The organism is Pseudomonas sp. NMS19W, from assembly GCF_051554255.1.
GTDB lineage: Bacteria > Pseudomonadota > Gammaproteobacteria > Pseudomonadales > Pseudomonadaceae > Aquipseudomonas > Aquipseudomonas kribbensis.
Genome location: NZ_CP136718.1, coordinates 6240603 through 6265798 on the forward strand (window position 1 = coordinate 6240603; position 25196 = coordinate 6265798).

Consider the following 25196-nt stretch of genomic DNA (forward strand, 5'->3'; position numbering starts at 1 on the left):
CCACAGGTCGCGACAGACTGTGACCTGTCGCGACTAACCGAGCCAGACCTGACGCAAGCGGGCCAGAGCCGACTCGATCGCCGGCTCCGGTACTGCGGCAAATCCCAGCACCAGGCCGGCGCGCTGATCCATCGGCGTCGTCGATTCCCGCAGCCAGTATTTGCTCAAGCCGTGGACTTCCACCTCCACGCTCGCCGCCTGCTCGATCAGTTGTTGTTCGCGAGCCACGCTGTCGACCGCCACCGTCAGATGCAGTCCGGCGGACACGGCCGGCAGTTCACCCACACCCGCCAGGCCTTGTGGCCAACCATTGATCAGGGTGTTGCGCCGGCTCAGGGCTGCCCGACGCATCCGCCGGATGTGCCGCTGGAAATGCCCGGCCGCCATGAACTCGGCCATCACCGCCTGAGTGCTCACTTCGGAATGCCGCACATCCACCGCGCGTCGTTGCGCAAAGGCTTCCACCAGTCCCGGCGGGAGCACCAGATACCCCAGTCGCAACGCCGGAAACGCGACTTTGCCGAAAGTGCCGACGTAGAGCACACGGCCCTGTCGATCGAGCGCAGCCAACGGAGCCAGTGGTGCGCCGGTGTAGCGATACTCGCCGTCGTAGTCGTCCTCGACGATCCAGCCGCCGGTGCGCTCGGCCCAGGCCAGCAATTCCAGGCGCCGGGCCAGGCTCATCACTACCCCGGTCGGATACTGATGAGACGGCGTGACGTACGCCACCCGACAATCTTCGGCGGCCGCCAGTGCAGCGCAGTCGATACCTTCGTCGTCCACAGCAATGCCGTGCAATCGCCCGCCGGCCAGCGCGAAGGCATGACCCGCTGCGCGGTAGCCGGGATTCTCGATGCCCACCCCGGCGCCAGGCTCTACCAGCAACTGTGCACAAAGGCTGATTCCCTGTTGCGCGCCACTGGTGATCACAATTTGTTCAGCCGAGCACTGCATGCCGCGCGAACTGCGCAAATAAGCGGCGATCAGACCACGCAGGCGCACATCGCCCGCCGGGTCGCCGTAACACAGTTGCTGCAAGTCGGGCTTACGCCAGAACGCCGCATTCAGCTTGGCCCAGACGTCGAACGGGAACAGGTCGAACGCCGGAACCCCCACCCTGAAAGCCCTTGGCGGACCACTTGGCGGCGTCGGCAAATGGTTCTGTTCAAGCCGCTGCATCGCACCACTGTGGATAACTTTGCTGGATAAATCCCCAGTGGAATCGGCTGATTTTGTGGATAAGGCTGTGGGTAAGCCTGTTGAAAAGCCTGTGGATACTTTTGTGGATAGTTTTTTCGCCGGTCTCGTCGATTGTGGCAACTGCGCCACATAAGTGCCGTCCCCGACCCGCCCTTCGATAAAGCCTTCGGCATACAGCTGATCGTAGGCGCGCACCACGCTGTTGCGGGAGATCGCCAGCGCTGCCGCCAGATCGCGGCTGGCCGGCAGCCGCGTGCCGCTGGCCAGGCGCCCGTCGAGCACCCGCAGGCGCAAGGCCTGATAGAGCTGGCGGCTCAGGCCTTTGCGGCGATCGAGTTCGATACCGGCAGGGTTGAACGGCAGCGACAGCGTAGTCGAATCGGGCATGGCAATGGACCTATGAAATTGGTCATCAATGGCTCTTACAACAGACCAATAGCCTGCCTAGGATGCAGGCATTCGCCAAGGAAAATCTCTCCATGTACACGCCACGCGCCTTTGCCATCGAAGACCTGCCCCAACTGCACGAACTGATCCTCGCCACCCGCCTCGCCATTCTGGTGACTCACGGTGAACAAGGCTTGCAGGCCAGCCACGTGCCGGTGCTGCTGCATCGCGAACAAGGTCCGAACGGCACGTTGTACGGGCATCTGGCCAAGGCCAATCCGCAGTGGAAGGACCTGCGTGACGGTGCCGAGGCCATGCTGATTTTCCCGGGGCCCGACGCCTACGTCAGCCCGGGCTTCTACCCGAGCAAGGCCGAGCACGGCAAAGTCGTGCCGACCTGGAACTACGTCGCCGTGCACGCCTACGGTCACGCCGAAACCTTCAGCGATGGCGGTCGGCTGCTGGACATCGTCAGCACCCTTACCGATCGCCATGAAGCAGGCCGCGCCCAGCCCTGGTCGGTCGACGATGCCCCGGCCGACTACATCGACGGCATGCTCAAGGCCATCGTCGGGTTCGCCATTCCGATCGACCGCCTCGAAGGCAAGCGCAAGCTCAGCCAGAACCGCAGCGCCGAAGATATCGCCGGTGTGCGCGAAGGCCTGGCCGCCAGCCCCGACATCAACGATCAAACCCTCGCTCACTTGATGCGTTAAGGAAATCACCATGAGTCAGATCGACATCCGTCCGGTCAGCGCCGCCGATCACGCGGCCTGGCTGCCGCTGTGGCAGGCCTACCTGCGTTTCTACAACACCGAATTGCCGGAGGCCGTCAGCCAAAGCACCTGGCAGCGTTTTCTCGACCCGAACGAACCGACCCACGCCGCCCTCGCCTGGGCCGACGACAAAGCGGTGGGCATGGTGCACTTCATCTACCATCGTTCGAACTGGAGCATCGAGAACTCCTGCTACCTGCAAGACCTGCTGGTGGAGCCGCAAACCCGTGGCACCGGCGTCGGCCGCTTGCTGATCGAACACGTCTATGCCACCGCCAAGGCCGACGGTTGCTGCAAGGTGCACTGGCTGACCCACGAAACCAATGCCACGGCGATCCAGCTTTACGAGCGCATCGCCGAACGCCCGGGTTTCATCCAGTTTCGCAAAGCCATTTAAGGAGCCACGCGCATGACGATTTCTCTCGCCAACTGGAAAGGCGTACCGCCGCCCTCCGCCACCCTGATTGAAGGCCGCTTCATCCGCCTGGAAAAACTCGACCCGGCGCGCCATGGCGACGATCTGTTCAACGCCCTGCAAGGCCCGGGTGCCGACCCGAAACTCTGGGATTACTTGCCCTACGGCCCGTTTCCGGAGCGCAGCGCCTTCAATGACTGGCTGAACAACCACGCCGCCCACAGCGATCCGTATTTCTTCAGCGTCATCGACCGCGCCAGCGGCCAGGTGCAAGGCATCCTCAGCCTGATGTCGATCGTCCCGGCCCAGGGCCGCATCGAAATCGGCCACGTCACCTTCGGCGCGCCAATGCAGCGCTCGCCGAAAAGCACCGAAGCGGTCTACCTGCTGGCCAAGGAATCCTTCGCCCTTGGCTACCGTCGTCTGGAATGGAAATGCAACAACGGCAACGCCCGCTCCAAATACGCGGCCGAGCGGCTGGGCTTCAGCTTCGAAGGCGTGTTCCGCCAGCACATGGTTGTGAAAGGCCAGAACCGCGATACCGCGTGGTACTCGATCCTGGACTCGGAATGGCCGGCGATTGCGGTGGGGTTCGAACGCTGGTTGAGCGACGAGAATCAGACGGCTGAGGGGCAGGTGAAGGGGTTGGTTGAGTGCCGCGGTTGAGTATGTAAACGCAAAGAGGTAGCCCCCGACAGCGCCTGCACAGTTGGAGGGGGCTTCCTGTCTGTTTTTGCTTCATCTGCAACAAATTGCAGATGAAGCACCCAACTCGCAGACATATCTGCAAAAGAATGCACATAACCCAGACATCATTTTGTAAACCCCCTTCGCTATACAGAACGCCCTCGCTAATAACTAAAAGGACGTTCCCCCCATGCCACTCCCGCCTCAGCGCCTGTCGCTCGCCACCGCCCTGTTGATCGCCACCAGTGCCGCCCACGGCAAGAATGTCGTGATCGACACCGCCACCACCGCGTCGCAGACATTGGGCGGCAGCGACACCCTGATGATTTCGGCACCGGGCAGCATCACCAACAGCGGCAAGGCTGTAAGCCTGAAGGACAAGACCAGCGGGGTCGGCGTGATCATCGATAACGCCGGCAAGATCATCTCCACTGGCGGACGGGCCATCGACAGCAGCGGCGACCTGACCCAGGCACGCAATTACGCGATCTACAACCGCAGCGGCGGGCAGATTCTTGGTTCCAACGATGCGATTCGCATCGACAGCAACTTCGTCAGCGGTAGCCTGTTGATCGACAACAGCGGCACCATTCGCTCGACCACAGGCCAAGGGCTGGATCTGGATGCGTTGCGCAGCGACGGAGTCAAAACCACCATCATCAACCGCGCGGGCGGGCTGATTCGCGGCGACGCCAGCGACGGCATGAAGACCGGCGCCAACGCGACCATCAGCAACTATGGCGAGATCTCAACCGGTGACTCGCACAACGCCGACCAGAAGTTCGACGGCATCGATATCGACAGTGCAACCGGCGTCAGCGTGACCAACTACGGCGTGATTTCCGGCGGACGCCACGGCATCACCACCGACCTCGGGGCGACGCTGGTGAACTACGGACAGATCACCGGGCGCAACGGCTCCGGTTTCGGCTCCGATGGCGACGGCACGGTGATCAACCACGGCACCATCACCGGCGCGTATTCCGGGTTGCAGCCCAACGGCGACGGTGACGGCGTGGACATCGACAAAATCGCCCACATCGAAAACTACGGCACCATTCAGGGCGTCGGCGCGGGCGGCGTGGACAAGGGCGGTTTCGCCAACGGCAGTGAAGGCATTGCCTTGGGCGGCGGTTACATCCTCAACGCCAAAGGCGCGCTGATCAGCGGCGCCAACAGCGCGATTCTGGTGGACGACGGCAGCGGCGGTTCGGGGCTGGCGGCCACCACACTGGAGAACTACGGCACCATTCAAGGGCTCGACGGTTTTGGCGTGAAGTTCGTCGGCGAGTTCGCCGACAACGTGATCAACGGCGGCACCATCAGCGGCAGCAACGGCCTGGCGCTGGATCTGGGCGGCGGCAACGACAGCCTGACCCTGCGCAGCGGCAGCCGGTTTATCGGCGTGGTCGATGGCGGCAGCGGTTATGACCGGGTGGTGATGGATGACGCGGCGGGCGGCAGCTTCGGTAACAGCCGCAATTTCGAATGGCTGGAGGTCAAGCAAGGCGCCTGGACGCTCACCGGCAGCGGCGATTTCAGCGACGGCGGTGCCGTGCGCAACGGCGCGACCCTGATCAACCAGGGCGGTATCACCGGCAATCTGACCGTGGACGCCGGCGGCGTGTATGCCGGCGGTGGGTCGGTGGGCAACCTCAACGTCAACGGCACTTTACGCACCGACACCCGCCTCGGCACCGCAACCATCGTGCACGACTTGAACATGGGCAGCGCAGCCACCCTCGCCTACGGTGTCAACGCCGACGGCAGCAGCGCTCCCGTGCAAGTCGGCGGCACGGCCAACCTCAATGGCGCAACGCTGGCGGTCAATCCCGGCAGCGGCACGTATCCGTGGCAGAGCCACTACACGGTGCTGCAGGCTGCACGGGTCAACGGCACGTTCGGCGCGGTCACCAGCGACTACGCCTTTCTCACCCCGACCCTGGCTTACACGCCGACTCAGGTCGATCTGACCTACACCCGCAATGACGTGGCGTTCAATGATTTCGCCGTCACCGGCAACGGCAGCAACGCCGCCAACAGCCTGGCCTCGATGGGCAAGAACAACGCGCTGTACAACGCCTTGCTCAACACCACTCAAAGCAGTGCAGGCGCAGCCATCGAGCAACTGGCCGGCGCCAGCAACGCCAACCTGACCAGCGCCACCCTCGGTGCCAGCAGCCAGGTCGGCAGCAGCATGCTCTCGGCGATGCAGCAGATGGGCGGCAGTCCCGGTCTGATGGTCGGCCTCGATCAGCGTGACACACCGATCCTCGCCGCCAACGGCGTACCCTCCGAAGCGCGAAACCTGAATGATCCAAACGCTCAAGGCCGACTCTGGCTGCAAGCCATCGGCGGCTACGGCAAGCTCGATGGCGAACACGGCAACAGCAGTCTGGAACAGCGCACCAAGGGCAGCGTGCTCGGTGCCGATTGGGCGCTGAATCCACAATGGCGACTGGGCGTGCTTGGCGGTTATTCGAAGACCGATCTGGACGCCACCGGTGTCGATGGCAATGTCGAGAGCTGGCATGCCGGGGTCTACGCCCAACACCAGAACGGCCCGATCGCCCTGCGCCTGGGCGCGGCTTACAGCGGTCATCAAGGCGAGAGCAAACGCACGGTCGCGTTCAACGGTTTCAGTGACCGCCCCAAAGGCGACTACGACGCCAACAGCCAGCAGGCCTTTGCCGAACTCGGCTACGCCATGGGCAGCGGCCGTTTAAGCGCCGAACCTTACGCCAGCCTCGGTTACCAGCGTTATCACCGCGACCGCTATCAGGAAAAGGGTGGCGCGGCGGCCTTGCAGGTCGACAGCCAGACCCAGGACAACTTCAGCAGCACCGTCGGTCTGCGCCTGGCGCACCTGAACGCGCTGGAAAACGGCATGAGCCTGACCCCGCGCATGGCAGCCGGCTGGAAACACACGTATGGCGATGTCAGCAGCTCGACCCGTCAGGCGTTTGTGGTCGGCGGCACGGCGTTCAGCGTCGATGGCAGCTCGCTGGATCGCGACAGCCTGGTGCTGGAAGCCGGCCTGGATCTGGGTGTTTCGGCGCGGCACACCCTGGGGCTGGGTTACAGCGGCGAGATTGGCAACAACAGTCGCAATCACGGGCTGATCGGGCAGTGGCAGATGAGTTTCTGAGGTTTCGCCAATCGATACTTCAGCGGGTGTTGTAGGCAAAGGCGTCTGATCGATTGAGTAATCGTGGCGGGTTCATGACTCGCCATTGATCGAGCTACAAAAGCAGGCGGCATCACCTGCGCCCGGTTCGGAATTGCCCGGCATCGGTGCACAGGCATCGACTTTTACAGTTTGGCCTCACCCTTCAAGAGGCCGAACTGAATGCCCATTCAATGCAAATACAAGCTCCAACATCTCGTTCTGGCGGTTGCGCTGGCAGTCGGTTACGCAGGGTTTTCACTGGCGGAACAGTCGGAGCCCGAGGCACCCGTTGTGAAAGATGTGAAACCCAAGAATCCGCGCAAACCCAGGGAGAAACCTGCTCCGCTCACTCTCACTGAGGAAATACCACGTGAGGAAAGGAGCGCTCCGACACCGGAAACAGACCTCGTCATTACTGAAGCCCCGGCAGAACCTGCTCACACACCCGATGACATTCAACCCAAGACAGCCGCCACGACAGAGAGCGGCCGCGCGCTCGAAGAAAGCATCGAAAAACCAATGTCCTTACCGGAACCGGTTCTGGCCGAAACGCCCGCAGCTCAACAAACCCAAGTGATTGAGCCACCGTCAACGAATGCCTCTCCATCCGCCGGCAATGCAGCCATTGAAGCCGTGCTCGCTGCCGACGAAACCACCGCCGCCCTCGCCTACGATCAACTCGCCGGCGGCAGTAACGCCAACCTCGCCAAGGCAACCTTGAGCAGTGTCACGCCGGTCGGCGCCAGCCTGCTGTCGGCCATGCATCAACTCGATGACACCCATGATGCTCAGGGAAACGCTCCACGTCATGCGGCCGGAAACGCAGACAGCGGCAGGGTCTGGCTGCAAGCCCTCGGCCATGGCGGCAAACTGGATCGCGATGTGGAACCCATGCAGCACTCCACCAAGGGATTGCTACTCGGTGCGGACTGGCGTCTCGACGAAGAATGGCGACTTGGCTTGATGGGCGGCACCTCCGACACACGCATGGACAGCAAGGAGCTGGACGGCGATCTCGACAGTTGGCACATCGGCGCCTACGCCTTGCGCCAGACCGGCCCGCTGTCACTTCGGTTAGGCGCAGCCTGGAGCAACCATGAAGGCAGTACCCGCCGCGAAGTCGCGTTCGGTCGCTTCCATGACCGCCTCAAGGGCAGCTACCACGCCAGCACCCAGCAAGCGTTCATCGAATCGGGGTACAACCTGGGCCAGGGCAAGGTCAGCATCGAGCCATTTGTCGGAATAGGCTACGAGCGCTACCAGCGTGACGGCTACACCGAGAAAGGCGGGGATGCAGCGCTCAAGGTTCATGCTCAATCCCAGGGCAACTTCAACACCACTGTCGGCCTGCGCATGGCGAAAGTCAGCACGCTGGATAACGGCATGCGCCTCACCCCACGATTCAGTGTTGCCTTGAAACATGTCTCTGGCGAAACCTACACCAGCACCCGCCAACGGCTGGCCAAGGGCGGCCACGACTACACCGTTTACGGCGCCGAACTGGATCGAAACAGCCTGAAACTCGACACTGGGCTGGATCTGGCTATCTCGAACAGCCACACATTGGGTGTCGGTCTGGCCGGGGAGATCGGCTCGGACAGCCGCAACCATGGCGTATCGGGTCAGTGGCGAATGGCGTTCTGAGTCCGGACGGGTTGCTGCCGCATGTTGCGGCAGCACTTTGAAAGCAAAAAAAGGGGAGCACATGCCCCCCGAGGTTTAAAGCGTTGTATCGAGGCCGTTATCTCAGCCTTCGATCTCGATCAGGATTTCGCCCGGGTTCACCCGGTCGCCCTTGGCAACGTGGATGGCGGTGACCTTGCCGGCAACGGCAGCCTGGACTTCGGTTTCCATCTTCATCGCTTCGGTGATCAGCACCGCCTGGCCGGCCTTGACGGTGTCGCCCTCCTTGACCAGGACATCGACGATGTTGCCCGGCATGGTGGTGCTGACGTGGCCCGGAGCCGAAGCCTGCTTGCGCTTGCTGCTGCCACCGCCGACGAATTCGTTGAGCGGCTCGAACACCACTTCTTCCGGCATGCCATCGATGGACAGGTAGAAGTGACGCTTGCCTTCGGCCTTGACGCCGACACCGGTGATGTCCACGCGGTAGGTTTCGCCGTGGACGTCGATGACGAACTCGGTCGGTACGCCTTCGCCGCCGGCCGAAGCCACCTTGCCTGCTTCCGGAATCGGCAGCAGCACTTCCGGGGTGAGGGTGCCGGCGGCACGCTCTTCGAGGAACTTGCGACCGATGTCCGGGAACATGGCGAAAGTCAGCACGTCTTCTTCGGACTTGGCCAAGGCGCCGATGTCGGCACGCAGCTTGGTCATTTCCGGCTTGAGCAGGTCGGCCGGGCGGACATCGATGACTTCTTCGCTACCGATGGCCTGGCGACGCAGCTTCTCGTTCACGGTGCCCGGCGCCTTGCCGTAGCCGCCCTGCAGGTAGAGTTTCACTTCGTTGGTGATGGTCTTGTAACGCTCACCGGCCAGCACGTTGAAGAACGCCTGGGTGCCGACGATCTGCGAGGTCGGGGTCACCAGTGGCGGGAACCCAAGGTCTTCACGTACGCGCGGGATCTCCGCCAGCACTTCGTTCATGCGGTTGAGAGCGCCCTGCTCTTTCAACTGGTTGGCCAGGTTGGAAATCATCCCGCCCGGTACCTGATTGACTTGAACACGGGTGTCGACAGCGGTGAATTCGCTTTCGAACTGGTGGTACTTCTTGCGCACGGCGTAGAAGTACAGACCGATTTCCTGCAACAGCTCCAGGTTCAGACCGGTGTCGAACTCGCTGCCCTTGAGGGCCGCGACCATCGACTCGGTGCCCGGGTGGCTGGTGCCCCAGGCGAAGCTGGAGATGGCGGTATCGATGTGGTCGGCACCGTTTTCGATGGCCTTCAACTGGCACATTGCAGCCAGACCGGCGGTGTCGTGGGAGTGGATGAACACCGGCAGCGATTGCTCGGCTTTCAATGCTTTGACCAGCTCGCCCGTCGCATACGGGGTCAGCAGGCCGGCCATGTCCTTGATCGCCACGGAATCGCAACCCATGGCTTCCATCTGCTTGGCCTGGGCCACGAACGCATCAATGGTATGCACCGGGCTGGTGGTGTAGGCGATAGTGCCCTGGGCGTGCTTGCCGGCAGCCTTCACCGCTTCGATGGCCACACGCAGGTTACGCACGTCGTTCATCGCGTCGAAGATGCGGAACACGTCGATGCCGTTGACCGCAGCCTTGGCGACGAACGCCTTGACCACGTCATCGCTGTAGTGACGGTAGCCCAGCAGGTTCTGGCCGCGCAGGAGCATTTGCAGACGGGTGTTGGGCAGCGCGGCGCGCAGTTGGCGCAGGCGCTCCCACGGATCTTCTTTCAGGAAGCGCACGCAGGCGTCGAACGTCGCGCCGCCCCAGACTTCCAGCGACCAGTAGCCGACCTTGTCCAGCTTGTCGCAGATCGGCAGCATGTCTTCGGTGCGCATGCGGGTGGCGAGCAGCGATTGGTGGGCGTCGCGCAGGATGGTGTCAGTAACGAAGATCTTCTTTGTCATTGGTATCTCCTCATAGCGGCAAGCTTCAAGTTACAAGCTGCAAGAAAAAGCCGAGTCGCTCTTACTTGTCGCTTGCAACTGCCAGCTCGCAGCTGCATTTATAGGCCTGCGTGGGCGGCAATGGCGGCGGCGATGGCCAGGGCCAGCTCTTCGGGTTTGCGCTTGATCGAGTAGTTGGTCAGTTCAGGGTGGCTTTCGACGAAGCTGGTGTTGAACTGGCCGCTACGGAATTCCGGGTTGCGCAGGATTTCCTGGTAATACGCGGCGGTGGTCTTCACGCCTTGCAGACGCATGTCGTCGAGGGCGCGCAGACCACGGTCCATCGCCTCTTCCCAGGTCAGTGCCCACACAACCAGTTTCAGGCACATCGAGTCGTAGAACGGCGGAATGGTGTAGCCGGTGTAGATCGCCGTGTCGGTCCGTACACCCGGGCCGCCGGGGGCGTAGTAACGGGTGATCTTGCCGAAGCTCGGCAGGAAGTTGTTTTTCGGGTCTTCGGCGTTGATCCGGAATTGCAGGGCAAAACCGCGATGCTGAATGTCTTCCTGTTTCACCGACAGCGGCAGGCCGGAGGCGATGCGGATCTGTTCGCGGACGATGTCGATCCCGGTGATTTCTTCGGTGATGGTGTGTTCCACCTGCACCCGGGTGTTCATCTCCATGAAGTACACCTCGCCCTCGGCGAGCAGGAACTCCACGGTGCCAGCATTCTCGTAACCCACGGCCTTGGCCGCGCGCACCGACAGGTCGCCGATGTAGGCGCGCTGTTCCGGGGTCAGCTGCGGGCTCGGGGCGATTTCGATCAGCTTCTGGTTGCGGCGCTGGATCGAGCAGTCACGCTCGAACAGATGCACCACATTGCCGAAGCTGTCGCCGAGGATCTGCGCTTCGATGTGCTTCGGATTGACGATGCATTTTTCCAGGAACACTTCCGCCGAACCGAAAGCCTTGGTGGCTTCGGAAATGACCCGGGGGAAATTCTGTTCGAGTTCTTCTCGGCTGTTGCAGCGACGGATACCGCGACCGCCACCACCGGAGGTGGCCTTGAGCATCACCGGGTAGCCGATGCGGTCGCCCTCGCTCAACGCTTCTTCAATACCCGAGACGTTGCCTTCGGTGCCCGGCGTGACCGGCACACCGGCCTTGATCATGCTGCGGCGCGCCTCGGTCTTGTCGCCCATGCGGCGGATGACTTCCGCCGACGGGCCGATGAATTTGATCCCGCGTTCGGCGCAGATCTCTGCCAGTTCGGCGTTTTCCGAAAGGAAACCGTAGCCGGGGTGCAGTGCATCGCAACCGGTTTCCACCGCCAGGTTCACCAGCTTGCGCGGGTTCAGGTAACCGGCCAGCGGCTCGGCACCAATGCTGTGGGCCTCGTCCGCACGCTTCACATGCAAGGCATGGCGGTCGGCGTCGGAAAAAATCGCAACCGAGCGAATGCCCATCTCGGCGCACGCACGCACGATTCGTACGGCAATCTCACCACGGTTGGCGATCAGGATCTTTGTTATCACTTGGAGGTTCCCTTGAGCCGGTGGTACCCACGACCTGCTAGACCCAGGTCGACGCGTGACCAAATGTTTCAATCTGGTCGCGGCTTCACACTAGCGCTCACAAGGGATTAACAAAAATGAATAAAAATTGGGTCAGGCATAAGTAAAGACTTATAGTCATTGCACCAGCCAGCGGCCAGAGTCGGTAGAAAATGCGTAAGTCCTTGATGCGTATGACATTGCGTCAATTGCAGATCTTCAACGAAGTGTGTGATTTACGTTCCTACAGCCGCGCAGCCGAGGAAATGTCTCTCACACAACCGGCCGTCAGCCTACAGATTCGTCAGCTTGAAGAGCTGATCGGGCAGCCGCTGTTCGATTACGTCGGCAAAAAACTCTACATGACCGAGGCCGCCGAAGCACTCCAGCGCGCCAGCCGCGACATCTTTGGCCGCCTGGAAAACCTCGACATGCAGCTGTCGGACATGCAGGGCTCGCTACAGGGCCAGTTGAAACTGGCGGTGGAATCCAGCGCCAAATACTTCGTGCCGCACCTGTTCGCGGCCTTCAAGCGCCAGCATCCTGAGGTGAACCTGCAACTGACGGTGGTCAACCGCGGCCAGGTGATTCGCCGGCTCTCGGACAACCGCGACGACCTGGTGATCATGTCGATGGTGCCGCAGGACATGGGCCTGGAGTTCCTGCCCTTCCTCAACAACCCGATCGTGGCAACCGCCCGACCGGACCATCCGCTGGCACACATGGGACCGCTGCGCCTGCAGGACCTTGAGCCCTACACCCTGCTGATTCGCGAACCCGGCTCGGGAACACGGCTGGCCTGTGAAGAGTATTTCAAAGAGAAACGCGTGCACTTCACCCAGACTCAAGAAGTGGCGTCGGCTGAAGCTCAGCGAGAGTGCGTTTTGGCGGGTCTGGGCGTGGCGCTGTTGACACGCCACGCCCTGAACCTGGAGCTGGCGACCGGCGGCCTGGTGGAACTGCCGGTCGAAGAGTTGCCGCTGTTTCGCAGCTGGTGCCTTGTTCAGGCCAAGGCCAAACGCCTGTCACCGGTGGCGCACGCCTTCCTGGCGTTTATCCGCAGCGAACGGGTGCAGATCAGCGCGCTGGTTGAGCGCTTCGACGGGAAGCTACGGGAGCTGCCTGCCAGTAGTTGAGTTCGATGTCCTCGGGAAAATCGCTGATTTCGGTCTGAAGCTGACGAAGTTCGAAGCGATCTTCGATGGCGCGGCGGAATTCCATGCGGCGCTGGTCTTCCTGCTGACGACGGGTTTTCGCGGCGCTGTTGCGTTCTTCGTAAGGCTGAGCCATTTCGAGTCTCCCAAGGCGAGTACGGGAGTTTCACGATAGGCGCGAGGGATGACGGTTTGGCTTCGTCGGGGTTACAGGCAGATGAAGATTGCCTTCACCCCATGACTTTCAGTCATCCAGCGCTTTCACCGATTTTGGCGACAACCGCAAGCTGCGCAGACTGCGCTTGACGCTCTTGAGGTGGTTGACCAGGCTCGGCCCGCGCGCCATGGCCACGCCCATGGCCAGTACGTCGATCACCACCAGGTGGGCGATACGCGAGGTCAGCGGCGTGTAGATTTCGGTGTCTTCGTGCACGTCGATCGCCAGGTTGACGGTCGACAGCTCGGCCAAAGGCGTCTGGCTCGGGCACAAGGTGATCAGCGACGCACCGCTCTCGCGAACGAGGTTAGCGGTGATCAGCAAGTCCTTGGAACGACCGGACTGGGAAATGCAGATCGCCACGTCGGTCGGCTTCAGGGTCACCGCCGACATCGCCTGCATGTGCGGGTCGGAATAGGCCGCCGCCGTCAGCAGCAGACGGAAGAACTTGTGCTGCGCATCCGCCGCCACCGCGCCCGACGCACCAAAACCATAGAACTCGACGCGTTGGGCCTGGGACATCAGCGTCACCGCCCGTTGCAGCTCCAGCGGATCGAGCTTCTCGCGAACCTCCATCAGCGTGTGCAACGTGGTGTCGAAAATCTTCAGGCTGTAATCGGCGACCGAGTCGTCTTCATGGATCGCGAACTGACCGAAACTGGCGCCGGCCGCGAGGCTTTGCGCGAGCTTGAGTTTCAGATCCTGAAAACCGGAACAGCCGATGGCACGGCAGAAGCGCACGATGGTCGGCTCGCTGATACCGACGCTGTGGGCCAGATCGGCCATGGAACTGTGCATCACTGCCGCAGGGTCAAGCAGCACGTGGTCGGCGACCTTGAGCTCCGACTTGCGTAACAGGTGACGTGACTGGGCGATGTGTTGCAGCAGATTCAAGGGGCTGGACTCTTGTTATGGAAAGATGTGCTTTGGCCAGAAGCCGGGGATGTAGCAAGCTTGTAGTTATACTACATGAATTGGCTTTTTGCCTGCTCAATGCGTAACTGGATCGCCCCGGATCAGGCGACATGCACTGCATGTAGCCCTTTACCGGGGATTTTCCTGCTCGCGCAACAACCCGGCCAGTCCGGCCGCCTCCACCGGACGGCTGATCAGATATCCCTGCACCTCGTCACAGCCCTCGGCCTTCAAGAACTCAAGCTGCTCCGGCCGCTCGACGCCTTCCGCCACTACTTTCAGCGACAACCCATGAGCCATGGCAATGATCGCCCGGGTGATCGCCGCGTCCTCACTGCCCTCGCCCAACCCGCGAATAAATGCCTGATCGATCTTCACGTAATCCACGGGGATCCGTTTCAGATAGCTCAGCGACGAATAGCCGGTGCCGAAATCGTCGATCGCCAGCTTCACGCCCAAATCCCGCAGTTGCTGGAAGGTGGCGATAATGTGTTCGACGCTGTCGAGCAGCTGGCTTTCGGTTAGTTCCAGTTCGAGGTAGTGCGGCGCCAGCCCGGTTTCCTCCAGCACCTGGCGCACCAGACTGACCAGTTTGCCCTGACGCAACTGATGCACCGACAGGTTTACCGAAACCCGGATCGGCTCCAGCCCCTGACGCTGCCATTCGCAGGCCTGCCAACAGGCCTGGCGCAGCACGAACTCGCCGATCGGCCCGATCAGTCCCGTCTCCTCTGCCAGACCGATGAAGTCCCCGGAGGCACCCGGCCCATGGTCGGGTGATCCCAGCGCACGAGCGCTTCGGCGGCATTGAGACGGCCAGTCGCCAGGCACAGTTTCGGTTGATAGAAGACGTTGAGTTGCTTGTCCTCGATGGCTTTGCGCAGCTGGTTTTCCAGTTGCAGACGCTCCAGCGTGCTGGCTTGCAGGCTGTCGGTGTAGAACTGGAAATTGTTGCCGCCAAGGTGTTTGGCATGTTGCATCGCCATGTTCGACTGGCTGACCAGCGCGGCAACCTCCCGGGCGTTGTCCGGCAACATGCTGATGCCCATCGAGGCGCTGACCACCAGTTCATGCCCTTCCACCGTCAGCGGCAGGCGCAGCTTGGCCGACAGCCGCGTGGCAACCCGCGCCAGACTAGACAGGTTGCCATAGGCATCGAACAGCACCGCGAACTCGTCGCCGGATAACCGGGCGATGGTGTCGGCTTCCGGCAAGGCACTGACCAGACGCCGCGACATTTTCTGCAGCAACTGGTCGGCTATCTCATGACCCAGACTGTCGTTGAGCAGCTTGAAGCGATCCAGATTGATGTGCAGCAGCGCCAGACTCCGCCGCCCGCCCTGCCGTACACGCTGATGGGCTTCGTGCAGGCGTTCTCGGAACAGCGAACGGTTGGCCAGACCGGTAAGTTCGTCATAGTGCGTCAAATAACGCATACGCTCTTCGGATTCGCGTCTTGCCGACAGATCGGCGAAGAAGCCCACGATATGACTTACATTTCCCCGACTGTCGCGTACCGCATTCAATTGCAGCCACTGTGGATAGAGCTCGCCGTTCTTGCGGGTCTCCACCAGTTCGCCCTGCCAACTGCCGTGCTGCTCCAGCGCGTGGCGGATGGCGACGTAATGCCTGCGAGCGTCACGGCTGCACGGCAATTCGACGACATTACGCCCGAGCATGTCATCGATGTCATACCCGGTAACCCGGCTGAAGGCCTGATTGATGGCGATCAGCGAATAATTCGGGTCGAGGATCACGATGCCTTCGCTGGCCGCCTCGAACACCGTGGCCGCCAATTGCTGCTGGGCCTCCAGGCTTTTGCTGACACTGATGTCGCGCCGGGTGCCCACCATGCGGATGACCCGCCCGCTGTCGTCGCGCTCCACCGCACGGCCACGGTCCTCGATCCAGACCCAGTGGCCGTCGCCATGGCGCACGCGGTATTCGATCTGATAATCCTCGGTGCGCCCCTTCAAGTGCTCGATCAACGCCCGTTTAAGCGGTGGGACATCTTCCGGGTGCAGCCGGGGCCGCAGATGCCTGAGCAGCCCGGTGACGTATTCCGGATCAAGGCCGAACAGTTCCTGAATCTGCGTGTGGTGAACTTCGTCGGTCTGCAGGTTCCAGTCCCACAGCCCCAGTTCACTGGCCTTCAACGCCAGGGCCAGGCGCGCCTCGCTTTTGCTCAGGGCCTGGTTGGCGGCATCCAGTTCGCGGCTGCGCTGGGCCACCCGGTCCTCCAGTTCGACCTGGGCTTCGCGTAACTTCGCTTCGGCACAGCGGCGTTGTTCGATTTCCTTCGCCAACGCCTGATTGAGCAGTTCGCTGCGAGATTGGGCTTGTTGCAAGTGTTCGATCAGGTGCTGGTTCTGAAAGCGCCGCAGCAAACCACGGTCGATCAACCGGTTGACCTGCCACGCCACCACGCTCAGGGAACCGAGCAGGATCAGTCCGAGCCAGCCCCAGCCCCGCGCCAGTTCGTCACCACCCCAGAACAAATAGCCGATGGCCGGCAGCAGGCACGGCAAGGTAAAGGAAAGAAACGCCGGAATGCTCACGGCGTAGGCCACGCTGGCCGACAGGGTTGCGGCGCCGATCAGACCGAACACCCAGGCTTGTTGCATGAAGTTGTCCGCCGGGACCAGGGCGATGCCGGCGCCGGCCAGGGTCAGGCCGGTCATGGTCGAACCGAGCAGGAACATCCGGCCCCAGATCGGCTGGGCCTGGCGGTCGGGAATCGCCGAATCGAATGCCGCAACCTGAATCACCCGCAACGCCACCAGCGACAGCAGCCACACCAGCCAGACGCTGACCACGAAGTAACGCTGCGGACTCCAGAGCAGACCGGCGCAGACCAGACCATTGATCAACATGAACAGGGTGGGCAACAGCGAACCCTGATAAAGAAGGCGCGTGCGCTCGACCGCCATCTGGGTGGCGTAATGCTTGCGGATCACCCGGGGTTCCACAGAGGGGCCCGACAGGTCGAAGCTGAGGGTCATAGGCAACGTTCTTGTTCTTATAAGTGTGAGCATGCGCCCGGAAACGTGGACGGAGCATACACAAGCCCAACCACTTGCCAAACTGCTCCAGATCATAATTTCGCCGAAACTTTTCGACCTCCCGGCACCCGCAAAAGCCCCGACGCCAGGCGGGCCAACGCCTGTAGCCGGTGACCGACCGGTCGTCATCGGCAGCACTTTCATCGGCTAATGCAAAGCTCGGTTTGCCCGGGCCTGCGGCGCACCCTAGAATGCCCCGATGCGCGATGATCTCTCCCTTCTGCTGAACTCCCTCAACGATGCCCAACGCCAGGCCGTAGCGGCTCCCGTTGGTCGTCAATTGGTCCTGGCCGGTGCCGGCTCAGGCAAGACCCGAGTGCTGGTGCACCGTATCGCCTGGTTGATCCAGGTCGAAAACGCCTCGCCCCACTCGATCCTGTCGGTGACCTTCACCAACAAGGCCGCTGCCGAGATGCGTCACCGCATCGAGCAATTGCTGGGGATCAACCCGGCCGGCATGTGGGTCGGCACCTTCCACGGCCTGGCGCACCGCCTGTTGCGGGCGCACTGGCAGGAAGCTGGCTTGAGCCAGACCTTCCAGATCCTCGACAGCGATGACCAACAACGCCTGGTCAAGCGGGTGATCCGCGAGCTGGGGCTGGACGAACAGCGCTGGCCGGCCCGTCAGGCCCAGTGGTTCATCAACGGGCAGAAAGACGAAGGTCTGCGTCCACAGCACATTCAGGCCAGCGGCGATCTGTATCTGGCCACCATGCGCGGCATCTATGAGGCCTACGAGGCAGCCTGCCAGCGCGCCGGCGTCATCGACTTCTCCGAACTGCTGCTGCGTGCCCTCGATCTGTGGCGCGACCATCCGGGCCTGCTGGCCCACTACCAAAAGCGTTTCCGGCACATTCTGGTAGATGAGTTCCAGGACACCAACGCCGTGCAGTACGCCTGGCTGCGTTTGCTGGGCAAGGGTGGCGACAGCCTGATGGTGGTCGGCGACGACGACCAGTCGATCTACGGCTGGCGCGGCGCGAAAATCGAGAACATTCATCAGTACTCTTCCGACTTCCCGGATTCCGAGACCATCCGTCTGGAGCAGAACTACCGCTCCACCGCCGGCATCCTGAAAGCGGCCAACGCCCTGATTGCCAACAACACCGGGCGTCTGGGCAAAGAGCTATGGACCGACGGCGGCGACGGCGAAGCAATCAACCTGTACGCCGCGTTCAACGAACACGATGAAGCACGCTACGTTGTCGAAACCATCGAAAGCGCGCTGAAAACCGGCCTGGCCCGCAGCGATATCGCGATTCTCTACCGCTCCAACGCCCAATCCCGCGTTCTGGAAGAAGCCTTGCTGCGCGAGCGCATTCCGTACCGCATCTATGGCGGCCAGCGCTTCTTCGAGCGCGCGGAAATCAAGAACGCCATGGCTTACCTGCGTTTGCTGGAAGGCCGGGGTAACGATGCGGCGCTGGAACGGGTCATCAACGTTCCGGCTCGCGGTATCGGCGAGAAGACCGTCGAAGCCATTCGTGAACATGCGCGCCACAGCGATGTGTCGATGTGGGAAGCCATGCGCCAACTGGTGGCCAACAAAGGCCTGACCGGTCGTGCGGCCGGCGCCCTCGGCGCGTTTATCGAGCTGATCGAGAACCTCGCCGCCAAGTGCGCCGAGATGCCGTTGCACCTGATGACCCAGACCGTCATCGAGCAATCCGGCCTGATCGCCTACCACGAAGCGGAAAAAGGCGAGAAAGGCCAGGCCCGGGTGGAAAACCTTGAGGAACTGGTCAGCGCCGCGCGCAACTTCGAGAACACCGAAGGAGACGAAGACCTGACGCCGCTGGCGGCGTTCCTCGGCCACGCGTCGCTGGAAGCCGGTGACACTCAGGCCGACGAGCATGAAGACAGCATTCAGCTGATGACCCTGCACAGCGCCAAGGGCCTGGAATTCCCTTACGTGTTCCTGGTGGGCATGGAAGAAGGCTTGTTCCCGCACAAGATGAGCCTGGAAGAACCGGGGCGTCTTGAAGAGGAGCGCCGTCTGGCTTACGTCGGCATCACCCGGGCCATGCAGAACCTGGTGATGACCTACGCTGAAACCCGACGCCTGTACGGCAGCGAAACCTACAACAAGGTGTCGCGATTCGTACGGGAAGTACCGAAAGGCCTGATTCAGGAAGTGCGGCTGTCGAACAGCGTCAGCCGACCGTTCGGCGGCAATCAGTCGATGAGCGGCAGCAACCTGTTCAGCGGCAGCGAGATCCCGGATACCGGCCTGAGCCTTGGCCAGGCTGTGCGGCACTCGATCTTTGGCGACGGCGTGATCCTCAACTTCGAGGGCGCCGGGGCTCAGGCCCGGGTGCAAGTGAACTTCAGCGAAGGCAGCAAGTGGCTGATGCTGGGTTACGCGAAGCTGGAAGCCATTTAAGGCAGCCAGCTGTTGCTCATCGTTCCCTCGCTCTGCCGGGGAACGATCAAACATCCTGAAAGGTACGAGACATGGGCTCTGGCTTCTTTTCCTCCTGGACATTCTGGGCCCTGCTCTCGGCCACCTTCGCCGCATTGACGGCGATCTTCGCCAAGGTCGGCATCGAAAACGTCAACTCCGACTTCGCCACCCTGCTGCGCACCATCGTGGTACTCGTCAGCCTCGCCTTGATTTTGTACGCCACGGGCCAATATCAGTCCCTGGGATCGATCTCTGCCAAAAGCTATCTGTTCCTGCTGTTGTCGGGGTTGGGTACCGGGGCTTCGTGGCTGTGCTATTTCCGCGCCTTGAAAGTCGGGCCAGCCTCGCTGGTCGCTCCGGTGGACAAGCTCAGCGTGGTGCTGGTGGCGGTGCTCGGTGTGATCCTGCTGGGCGAGAAACTCGACCTGCGCCAATGGGGCGGCATCGGTCTGATCACCGCGGGCGTGGTGATGTTGGCATTTCGACGCTGATCCATTTCCCACTGAACCTACCTCCTTTTCCTACAGACAAAAGTACATTGCCTTATTGCCTCGACCGAGCTGAACGTAACCTGTCAGGCAAAAGCCCGAAACACTCTCTCGCTAGCCAGTGACACTTCAGCTGTGCAACATGGCGCGCGTGTCTCCACAAACGGGAATTCCCTTTATGAAACGTTTTCTTAGCATCGCCATGGCGTTGTGCATCGGCCTGACGATGAGCCTCGACGCCAACGCCAAGCGCTTCGGTGGTGGCAAAAGCGCCGGCGCTGCGCCGACGCACCAGACCAGCCAGATGGCTCCTTCTTCCCCAGGCATGGGCGGCGCGGCTGCGACCGCTGGTGCTGCCGGTGCCGCGGGCGCTGCTGCCAAGGCTGGCGGCGCTTCGAAATGGCTCGGCCCTCTGGCCGGTATCGCTGCCGGCGGCCTGCTGGCGTCCATGTTCATGGGCGGCGGCTTCCAGGGCATGCAGATCTTCGACATCCTGATCATGGCCGTGATCGCGTTCGTGATCTTCCGCTTCATCGCCGCTCGTCGTCGCAAGCAGCAGGAGCAGTTCGCTCCGGCCGGCGCGCCGATGCAGCGTGAAGTGTTCGAACAGAAACCTGCCGCCATGGGTTCGATCTTCGGTGGTTCGGCGGCTCCGGCTGCCGCCCGTCCGGTAATCAACGCACCGGCCTGGTTCAACGAGCAGCGCTTCCTCGAAGCCGCCCGCAGCCACTTCCAGTCGCTGCAGCAGCACTGGGACGCCAACGAAATGGACAAGATCGCCGAGTTCGTGACCCCGCAAATGCTCGACTTCCTCAAGCGTGAGCGTGCGGATCTGGGCGACGGCTTCCAGTCCACCTACATCGACAACCTTCAGGTACAACTGGATGGCGTGGATGATCGTGCGGACAAGACCATTGCCACCCTGACCTTCAGCGGCGTGTCGAAAACCTCGCGTTTCGACCAGGGCGAAGTGTTCAGCGAAAGCTGGAACATGGAACGTCCACAGGGCGACAACCAGCCTTGGCTGGTCGCCGGTATCCGCCAGAACGGCTGATCACCTCCGACGTTTTACCTGCTGCAATAAAAACCCCGGCCTCGGCCGGGGTTTTCTATTTCGCGGTTGCATCTATAGCGAGCTACTGTATAAACCGGCCCATATAAACCGCGCCATTCAAGCAAGAGGATCCCGGACGTGGAAGAAATCATCGAACAACTGCGCGAAGCCAACGAACCCGTACCGGTTCCCCTGGAGTTGCCCGACGAAGATCAGTTGGTGGAAGTCGAAGAAGAACTCTTCATCAACATCCCGTTCGTCTTCAAAGAATTTCTGCTGACCGTCAGCGACGTGGTTTACGGCAGCCTGGAGCCGGTGACCGTCACCGACCCGCAGTCCCACACCTACCTGCCGGATGTAGCCGCCAATGCCTGGGACGCCGGCGTGCCGCGCGACCTGATCCCGATCTGCCAGGACGGCGACAACTACTACTGCGTCGAAGAAGACGGCACCGTAGTGCTGTGGTCCGGCGAAGAAGAGCTGATCACCGAAGAGTCCTGGGAGTCGGTCTGGCACTGGGCACGGGACGTCTGGCTGGAAAGCTGATCGGCCAGCGCCCCACCGGTCAATGCCCCGACGATTCCTTGTGGTTGTCGAGGGTTTCCAGCAGGGCCACCTGCATCCGCGTGTGCACCCGGATGAACCAGCGCCAGAGCAGCGCCGCCACGGCGGCCGCGACCACGGCTACCAGCACCAGCAACTTGTTGGTCGGCAGGATACTGGCCGACAAGGCTGCCAGCAGCAGGAAAATCACCAGCAGCGAGAGGATCGGGATCACTTCGGCGATCACCCGGCGCACTCGCTGTGTGTGACGCCCCGCCATTTCAGGCTTCACGCCCATCTCCGCCAGCAGCATCGACAGCGCCTTGAGCTTGCGATAGGCCGCAATCAGGAACGGCAGCGACAACAGCAACGCCCCGCCCCAGATCAACGCCTTCTGCCAGCTCGGATCGCTGATCCAGTCCTGCAGCCACGTCGAGAGGCGCCCGGCAAAGAAAGCGCCGGCAAAGAAGATCGCAATCACCAGCGCCAGATTGACCCCGACCTGCAGCAGAATCCGCCGGATCATCGATGCCAGCATCGCGCCCTCGCCCTGCGGCTGAATGCTGCGCAGCCATTCGCCATACATCCCGAACACCCGCCCGAGACGCTGCGGCATGGCGGCGGACAACTTGATCGACAGCGGATCTGCCGCGCGGATCAGGTAAGGCGTCAGCAACGTGGTGATGACCGAGACCGCCACGGCCACCGGATAGAGAAAGTTGCTGGTCACCTGCAGCGTCATGCCCAGCGCGGCGATGATGAAGGAGAATTCGCCAATCTGCGAAAGACCCATCCCGACCCGCAGTGAGGTACGTCCGTCATTGCCGGCGATAAAGGCACCGAGGCCGCAGGACAACATCTTGCCCAGCACCACGGCGACGGTAATCACCGCAATCGGCCACGCGTATTGCAGAAGGATCATCGGATCGAGCATCAGGCCGATGGCAACGAAGAAGATTGCACTGAACAGGTCGCGAACCGGCTCGATCAGGCGCTCGATCTTCAGCAATTGCCGCGACTCGGCCATGATCGCGCCGATCAGGAACGCGCCGAGCACCATGCTGTACTCAAGCTTGACCACCAGCAGGCAGAAGCCGAAGCACAGCCCGAGCACGGTGATCAGCAGCATCTCGTTGCTTTCGAATTTAGCCACGTAGGCCAACAGTCGCGGCACCAGCAGAATGCCGACCACCAGCGCGACGATCATGAACAGCGAAAGCTTGCCGACCGTGGAAAACACTTCGCCGGAGCTGACCGTGCCGCTGACGGCGATGCTTGAAAGCAGCGCAATGATGCCGATGCCGAGAATGTCCTCGACGATCAACACGCCGAAGATCAGCTGGGCGAAGCGCTCGTTCTTCATCTTCAGGTCGTTGAGCGCCTTGACGATGATGGTGGTCGAGGAAATCGCCAGGATCGCGCCGAGGAACAGCGAATCCATGGTGTTCCAGTCGAACCAGCGGCCGATTTCGTAGCCGATCCAGATCATCAGGATGATTTCCAGGAACGCCGCGATAAACGCCGTGGCTCCGACCTTGAACAGTTTGCGCAGGCTGAACTCCAGGCCCAGGCAGAACATCAGGAAAATCACCCCCAGCTCGGCGAGGGTCTTGATGGTTTCTTCGTCGTGGATCAGGCCGAACGGCGGCGTGTGCGGGCCGATGATGAAGCCGGCAACGATGTATCCCAGCACAACCGGCTGCTTGAAACGGTGGAACAGCACGGTCACCACGCCTGCGACCAACATGATCACTGCCAGATCCTGAATAAAGCTGATGGCATGCATGGCGTGGGCTCCTTGAATGACGATGCTCGCGGCAGGCGTCTGAAAACGTCTGGGCGAGCTGAGTAAAAATCCGCTTTAGGTGTAGGAATCGCCCTTGGGGTGGGCTTTTGCAGGGTAACACCGCGACTTCCGGCTGAAAGGCGGTGCAATATATGGAAACAGATCGATCAGGGCGTGACGGCGGCCAGTTGCCCGGCGTCCCGATAACGGTGGTTTTGAAAAGCGACCAGGCACCCGCAGAGGTGCTTCTTCCAGCAACCCTGCCTTGACCCGTGAGAACGTTATGGAACCCGGAAACGCCCAGCTGTCGATGACGGTACTGATGACCCCCGACATGGCCAACTTCTCTGGCAATGTCCACGGCGGCACCCTGCTCAAATACCTCGACGAAGTGGCCTACGCCTGCGCCAGCCGCTACGCCGGCCGCTACGTGGTGACCCTGTCGGTGGATCAGGTGATTTTCCGCGAGCCGATCCACGTCGGCGAACTGGTGACCTTCCTGGCGTCGGTCAACTACACCGGCAACACCTCGATGGAAGTCGGCATCAAAGTGGTGACCGAGAACATCCGCGAGCGCTCGGTGCGCCACACCAACAGCTGCTTCTTCACCATGGTTGCCGTGGACGATCAGCGCAAACCGGCCGCCGTACCGCCGCTACAACCGCAGAACAGCGAAGACAAACGCCGCTACATGCAAGCCCAGCAGCGCCGGCAAATTCGTCAGGAGCTGGAAAAGCGCTATCAGGAAATCAAGGGCGACGCCTGATCAGTCCTTCGATCTACGGCGCTCTGTAGATAGCTTTCGCGAGCAAGCCCGCTCCCACAGGAGGAACGCATTCCAAATGTGGGAGCGGGCTTGCTCGCGAATGAGGGCAACGCGGTCTTAAAGACTGATCGGCGTGGCCTCGAACTTCACCCGCGGATGCGCAATCCGGTCCTGAGCCCGCACCAGTTGCAGCTCATAACTGGCACAGGCCTGGGTTTCCAGCAGCACCTCATGCACCGCCGCTGCGGTGAATTCAAACGCCGCCACCAGACTGTCGCCGAGCAGCACCCTAGCCAGGAACAGGCCGGACGTCAGATCGCCCACACCGACCGGCTGACGCGGAAACGCCAACAACGGACGACGCAAATGCCAACTGCCCTCGGCAGTCACCAGCAGCATCTCGAAGCCATCCGCCGGTTTCCCCGGGTAATCCAGATGCTTGACCAGCACCGCTTTCGGCCCGCGTGCCAGCAGCGCCCGCGCCATCGCCAGGCAATCGAACAGCGACTGCGGCTTGCGCCCGGAGAAGCTGTCCAGTTCCAGCTGGTTCGGGCACATGAAGTCGGCCACCGCTGCGGCTTCGTCGAGCAGGAAATCGCTGACTTCAGCCGGCACGCTGCAACCCTTCTCCGGATGACCCATCACTGGATCGCACAGGTACAGGGCTTTCGGATTGACCGCCTTGATCCGCTCGATGCCACTGAGAATCGCCCGGCCCTGGGCCGCACTGCCGAGATAGCCGGACAGCACTGCGTCGCAATTGCCCAATTCCCCAATGGCGGCAATACCTTCAACCAGCTCCGGGATCCGCTGCGGTGCCAGCACTTCTCCGGCCCACTGGCCGTACTGAGTGTGGTTGGAGAACTGCACGGTGTTGAGCGGCCAGACATTGACCCCGACCCGCTGCATCGGAAAAACCGCAGCGCTGTTGCCGGCATGGCCGAACACCACATGGGACTGGATAGCGAGCAGATGAGGTGTACGTTTCATTCGGGTTTTTCCGTAAAACGATTGAAATTCAAGCCGCGCAGTATGCGACGAAACACAGTCTGTACGACAGACCGGCGACGCAGTTAAGCTGATGCC

Annotated in this window: 18 protein-coding genes and 1 pseudogene; 11 read left to right on the plus strand and 8 right to left on the minus strand. The window is 61.6% G+C overall.

Going from position 1 to position 25196, the window contains the following annotated elements:
• Nucleotides 1-33: 33 nt before the first annotated feature.
• Nucleotides 34-1587: a PLP-dependent aminotransferase family protein gene (locus tag R1A29_RS28745; protein WP_438300204.1), complete on the minus strand. Its 1554-nt coding sequence runs from the start codon at nucleotides 1585-1587 to the stop codon at nucleotides 34-36.
• Nucleotides 1588-1679: 92 nt separating this feature from the next.
• On the opposite strand from R1A29_RS28745, the gene R1A29_RS28750 reads away from it, so the two are divergent.
• From R1A29_RS28750 to R1A29_RS28770, 5 genes are all read left to right on the plus strand, one after another.
• A complete protein-coding gene (locus R1A29_RS28750) occupies nucleotides 1680-2303 on the plus strand; it encodes an FMN-binding negative transcriptional regulator (RefSeq protein WP_438300205.1) in 624 nt (207 codons plus the stop codon).
• Nucleotides 2304-2313: 10 nt separating this feature from the next.
• The gene (locus R1A29_RS28755; protein WP_438300206.1) at nucleotides 2314-2760 is read left to right on the plus strand and encodes an N-acetyltransferase family protein; all 447 of its coding nucleotides are present in this window, start codon (nucleotides 2314-2316) and stop codon (nucleotides 2758-2760) included.
• A gap of 12 nt (nucleotides 2761-2772) precedes the next feature.
• The gene (locus tag R1A29_RS28760) at nucleotides 2773-3444 is read left to right on the plus strand and encodes a GNAT family N-acetyltransferase (protein ID WP_438300207.1); all 672 of its coding nucleotides are present in this window, start codon (nucleotides 2773-2775) and stop codon (nucleotides 3442-3444) included.
• A 211-nt stretch (nucleotides 3445-3655) separates the two neighbouring features.
• Nucleotides 3656-6613, plus strand: a complete 2958-nt coding sequence (locus R1A29_RS28765; protein ID WP_438300208.1) for an autotransporter outer membrane beta-barrel domain-containing protein — start codon at nucleotides 3656-3658, stop codon at nucleotides 6611-6613.
• A gap of 540 nt (nucleotides 6614-7153) precedes the next feature.
• Nucleotides 7154-8278, plus strand: coding sequence for an autotransporter outer membrane beta-barrel domain-containing protein (locus tag R1A29_RS28770; RefSeq protein WP_438300209.1), 1125 nt, complete (start codon nucleotides 7154-7156; stop codon nucleotides 8276-8278).
• A 102-nt stretch (nucleotides 8279-8380) separates the two neighbouring features.
• Here R1A29_RS28770 and oadA read toward each other — a convergent pair whose 3' ends face one another.
• Nucleotides 8381-10189 carry a sodium-extruding oxaloacetate decarboxylase subunit alpha gene (gene oadA, locus R1A29_RS28775; protein ID WP_085708795.1) on the minus strand — a complete coding sequence of 603 codons (1809 nt, stop codon included), beginning with the start codon at nucleotides 10187-10189 and terminating at the stop codon, nucleotides 8381-8383.
• A gap of 98 nt (nucleotides 10190-10287) precedes the next feature.
• Nucleotides 10288-11703, minus strand: coding sequence for an acetyl-CoA carboxylase biotin carboxylase subunit (locus R1A29_RS28780; RefSeq protein ID WP_085708794.1), 1416 nt, complete (start codon nucleotides 11701-11703; stop codon nucleotides 10288-10290).
• A 191-nt stretch (nucleotides 11704-11894) separates the two neighbouring features.
• Between R1A29_RS28780 and R1A29_RS28785 the strand changes: the two genes are divergently transcribed.
• The gene (locus R1A29_RS28785; protein ID WP_085708793.1) at nucleotides 11895-12857 is read left to right on the plus strand and encodes a LysR family transcriptional regulator; all 963 of its coding nucleotides are present in this window, start codon (nucleotides 11895-11897) and stop codon (nucleotides 12855-12857) included.
• On the opposite strand, the gene R1A29_RS28790 is transcribed toward R1A29_RS28785, so the two are convergent.
• The 3 genes and pseudogenes from R1A29_RS28790 to R1A29_RS28800 all read right to left on the minus strand — a co-directional run bounded on the left by R1A29_RS28790 (nucleotide 12799) and on the right by R1A29_RS28800 (nucleotide 17009).
• Complete coding sequence (locus R1A29_RS28790) at nucleotides 12799-13011, minus strand: PA3496 family putative envelope integrity protein (RefSeq protein ID WP_248740361.1); 213 nt, start codon at nucleotides 13009-13011, stop codon at nucleotides 12799-12801. The genes R1A29_RS28785 and R1A29_RS28790 overlap by 59 nt on opposite strands.
• A gap of 108 nt (nucleotides 13012-13119) precedes the next feature.
• Nucleotides 13120-13986 (minus strand): transcriptional regulator HexR, encoded by an 867-nt coding sequence (gene hexR / locus R1A29_RS28795; protein WP_007954250.1) that lies wholly within the window; start codon nucleotides 13984-13986, stop codon nucleotides 13120-13122.
• A 150-nt stretch (nucleotides 13987-14136) separates the two neighbouring features.
• Nucleotides 14137-17009: pseudogene (locus R1A29_RS28800) on the minus strand (EAL domain-containing protein).
• Nucleotides 17010-17268: 259 nt separating this feature from the next.
• Between R1A29_RS28800 and uvrD the strand changes: the two are divergent.
• The 4 genes from uvrD (at nucleotide 17269) to R1A29_RS28820 (ending at nucleotide 21561) form a co-directional block, all read left to right on the plus strand.
• Complete coding sequence (gene uvrD / locus R1A29_RS28805) at nucleotides 17269-19452, plus strand: DNA helicase II (RefSeq protein WP_438300210.1); 2184 nt, start codon at nucleotides 17269-17271, stop codon at nucleotides 19450-19452.
• Between the two features lie 71 nt (nucleotides 19453-19523).
• Nucleotides 19524-19964 carry an EamA family transporter gene (locus tag R1A29_RS28810; protein ID WP_016984014.1) on the plus strand — a complete coding sequence of 147 codons (441 nt, stop codon included), beginning with the start codon at nucleotides 19524-19526 and terminating at the stop codon, nucleotides 19962-19964.
• A gap of 175 nt (nucleotides 19965-20139) precedes the next feature.
• The gene (locus R1A29_RS28815) at nucleotides 20140-21015 is read left to right on the plus strand and encodes a Tim44 domain-containing protein (RefSeq protein WP_169432528.1); all 876 of its coding nucleotides are present in this window, start codon (nucleotides 20140-20142) and stop codon (nucleotides 21013-21015) included.
• Nucleotides 21016-21153: 138 nt separating this feature from the next.
• Nucleotides 21154-21561 carry an SMI1/KNR4 family protein gene (locus R1A29_RS28820; protein WP_007995855.1) on the plus strand — a complete coding sequence of 136 codons (408 nt, stop codon included), beginning with the start codon at nucleotides 21154-21156 and terminating at the stop codon, nucleotides 21559-21561.
• Nucleotides 21562-21580: 19 nt separating this feature from the next.
• Here the strand turns inward: R1A29_RS28820 and R1A29_RS28825 are convergent, their stop codons facing one another.
• Nucleotides 21581-23344: a cation:proton antiporter gene (locus R1A29_RS28825; protein ID WP_248740358.1), complete on the minus strand. Its 1764-nt coding sequence runs from the start codon at nucleotides 23342-23344 to the stop codon at nucleotides 21581-21583.
• Between the two features lie 283 nt (nucleotides 23345-23627).
• Between R1A29_RS28825 and R1A29_RS28830 the strand changes: the two genes are divergently transcribed.
• Nucleotides 23628-24110, plus strand: a complete 483-nt coding sequence (locus R1A29_RS28830) for an acyl-CoA thioesterase (RefSeq protein ID WP_003229693.1) — start codon at nucleotides 23628-23630, stop codon at nucleotides 24108-24110.
• A gap of 117 nt (nucleotides 24111-24227) precedes the next feature.
• Here R1A29_RS28830 and pdxY read toward each other — a convergent pair whose 3' ends face one another.
• Nucleotides 24228-25100, minus strand: coding sequence for a pyridoxal kinase PdxY (gene pdxY, locus R1A29_RS28835; protein WP_114886444.1), 873 nt, complete (start codon nucleotides 25098-25100; stop codon nucleotides 24228-24230).
• Nucleotides 25101-25196 lie beyond the last annotated feature (96 nt).

What these genes read in the sequence shown, in the direction of transcription:
- R1A29_RS28745 (WP_438300204.1), bottom strand. Translation starts at nt 1,587, where the DNA reads ATGCCCGATTCGACTACGCTGTCGCTGCCGTTCAACCCTGCCGGTATC.
- R1A29_RS28750 (WP_438300205.1), top strand. Translation starts at nt 1,680, where the DNA reads ATGTACACGCCACGCGCCTTTGCCATCGAAGACCTGCCCCAACTGCAC.
- R1A29_RS28755 (WP_438300206.1), top strand. Translation starts at nt 2,314, where the DNA reads ATGAGTCAGATCGACATCCGTCCGGTCAGCGCCGCCGATCACGCGGCC.
- R1A29_RS28760 (WP_438300207.1), top strand. Translation starts at nt 2,773, where the DNA reads ATGACGATTTCTCTCGCCAACTGGAAAGGCGTACCGCCGCCCTCCGCC.
- R1A29_RS28765 (WP_438300208.1), top strand. Translation starts at nt 3,656, where the DNA reads ATGCCACTCCCGCCTCAGCGCCTGTCGCTCGCCACCGCCCTGTTGATC.
- R1A29_RS28770 (WP_438300209.1), top strand. Translation starts at nt 7,154, where the DNA reads ATGTCCTTACCGGAACCGGTTCTGGCCGAAACGCCCGCAGCTCAACAA.
- oadA (WP_085708795.1), bottom strand. Translation starts at nt 10,189, where the DNA reads ATGACAAAGAAGATCTTCGTTACTGACACCATCCTGCGCGACGCCCAC.
- R1A29_RS28785 (WP_085708793.1), top strand. Translation starts at nt 11,895, where the DNA reads ATGCGTAAGTCCTTGATGCGTATGACATTGCGTCAATTGCAGATCTTC.
- R1A29_RS28790 (WP_248740361.1), bottom strand. Translation starts at nt 13,011, where the DNA reads ATGGCTCAGCCTTACGAAGAACGCAACAGCGCCGCGAAAACCCGTCGT.
- uvrD (WP_438300210.1), top strand. Translation starts at nt 17,269, where the DNA reads ATGCGCGATGATCTCTCCCTTCTGCTGAACTCCCTCAACGATGCCCAA.
- R1A29_RS28810 (WP_016984014.1), top strand. Translation starts at nt 19,524, where the DNA reads ATGGGCTCTGGCTTCTTTTCCTCCTGGACATTCTGGGCCCTGCTCTCG.
- R1A29_RS28815 (WP_169432528.1), top strand. Translation starts at nt 20,140, where the DNA reads ATGAAACGTTTTCTTAGCATCGCCATGGCGTTGTGCATCGGCCTGACG.
- R1A29_RS28825 (WP_248740358.1), bottom strand. Translation starts at nt 23,344, where the DNA reads ATGCATGCCATCAGCTTTATTCAGGATCTGGCAGTGATCATGTTGGTC.
- R1A29_RS28830 (WP_003229693.1), top strand. Translation starts at nt 23,628, where the DNA reads ATGGAACCCGGAAACGCCCAGCTGTCGATGACGGTACTGATGACCCCC.
- pdxY (WP_114886444.1), bottom strand. Translation starts at nt 25,100, where the DNA reads ATGAAACGTACACCTCATCTGCTCGCTATCCAGTCCCATGTGGTGTTC.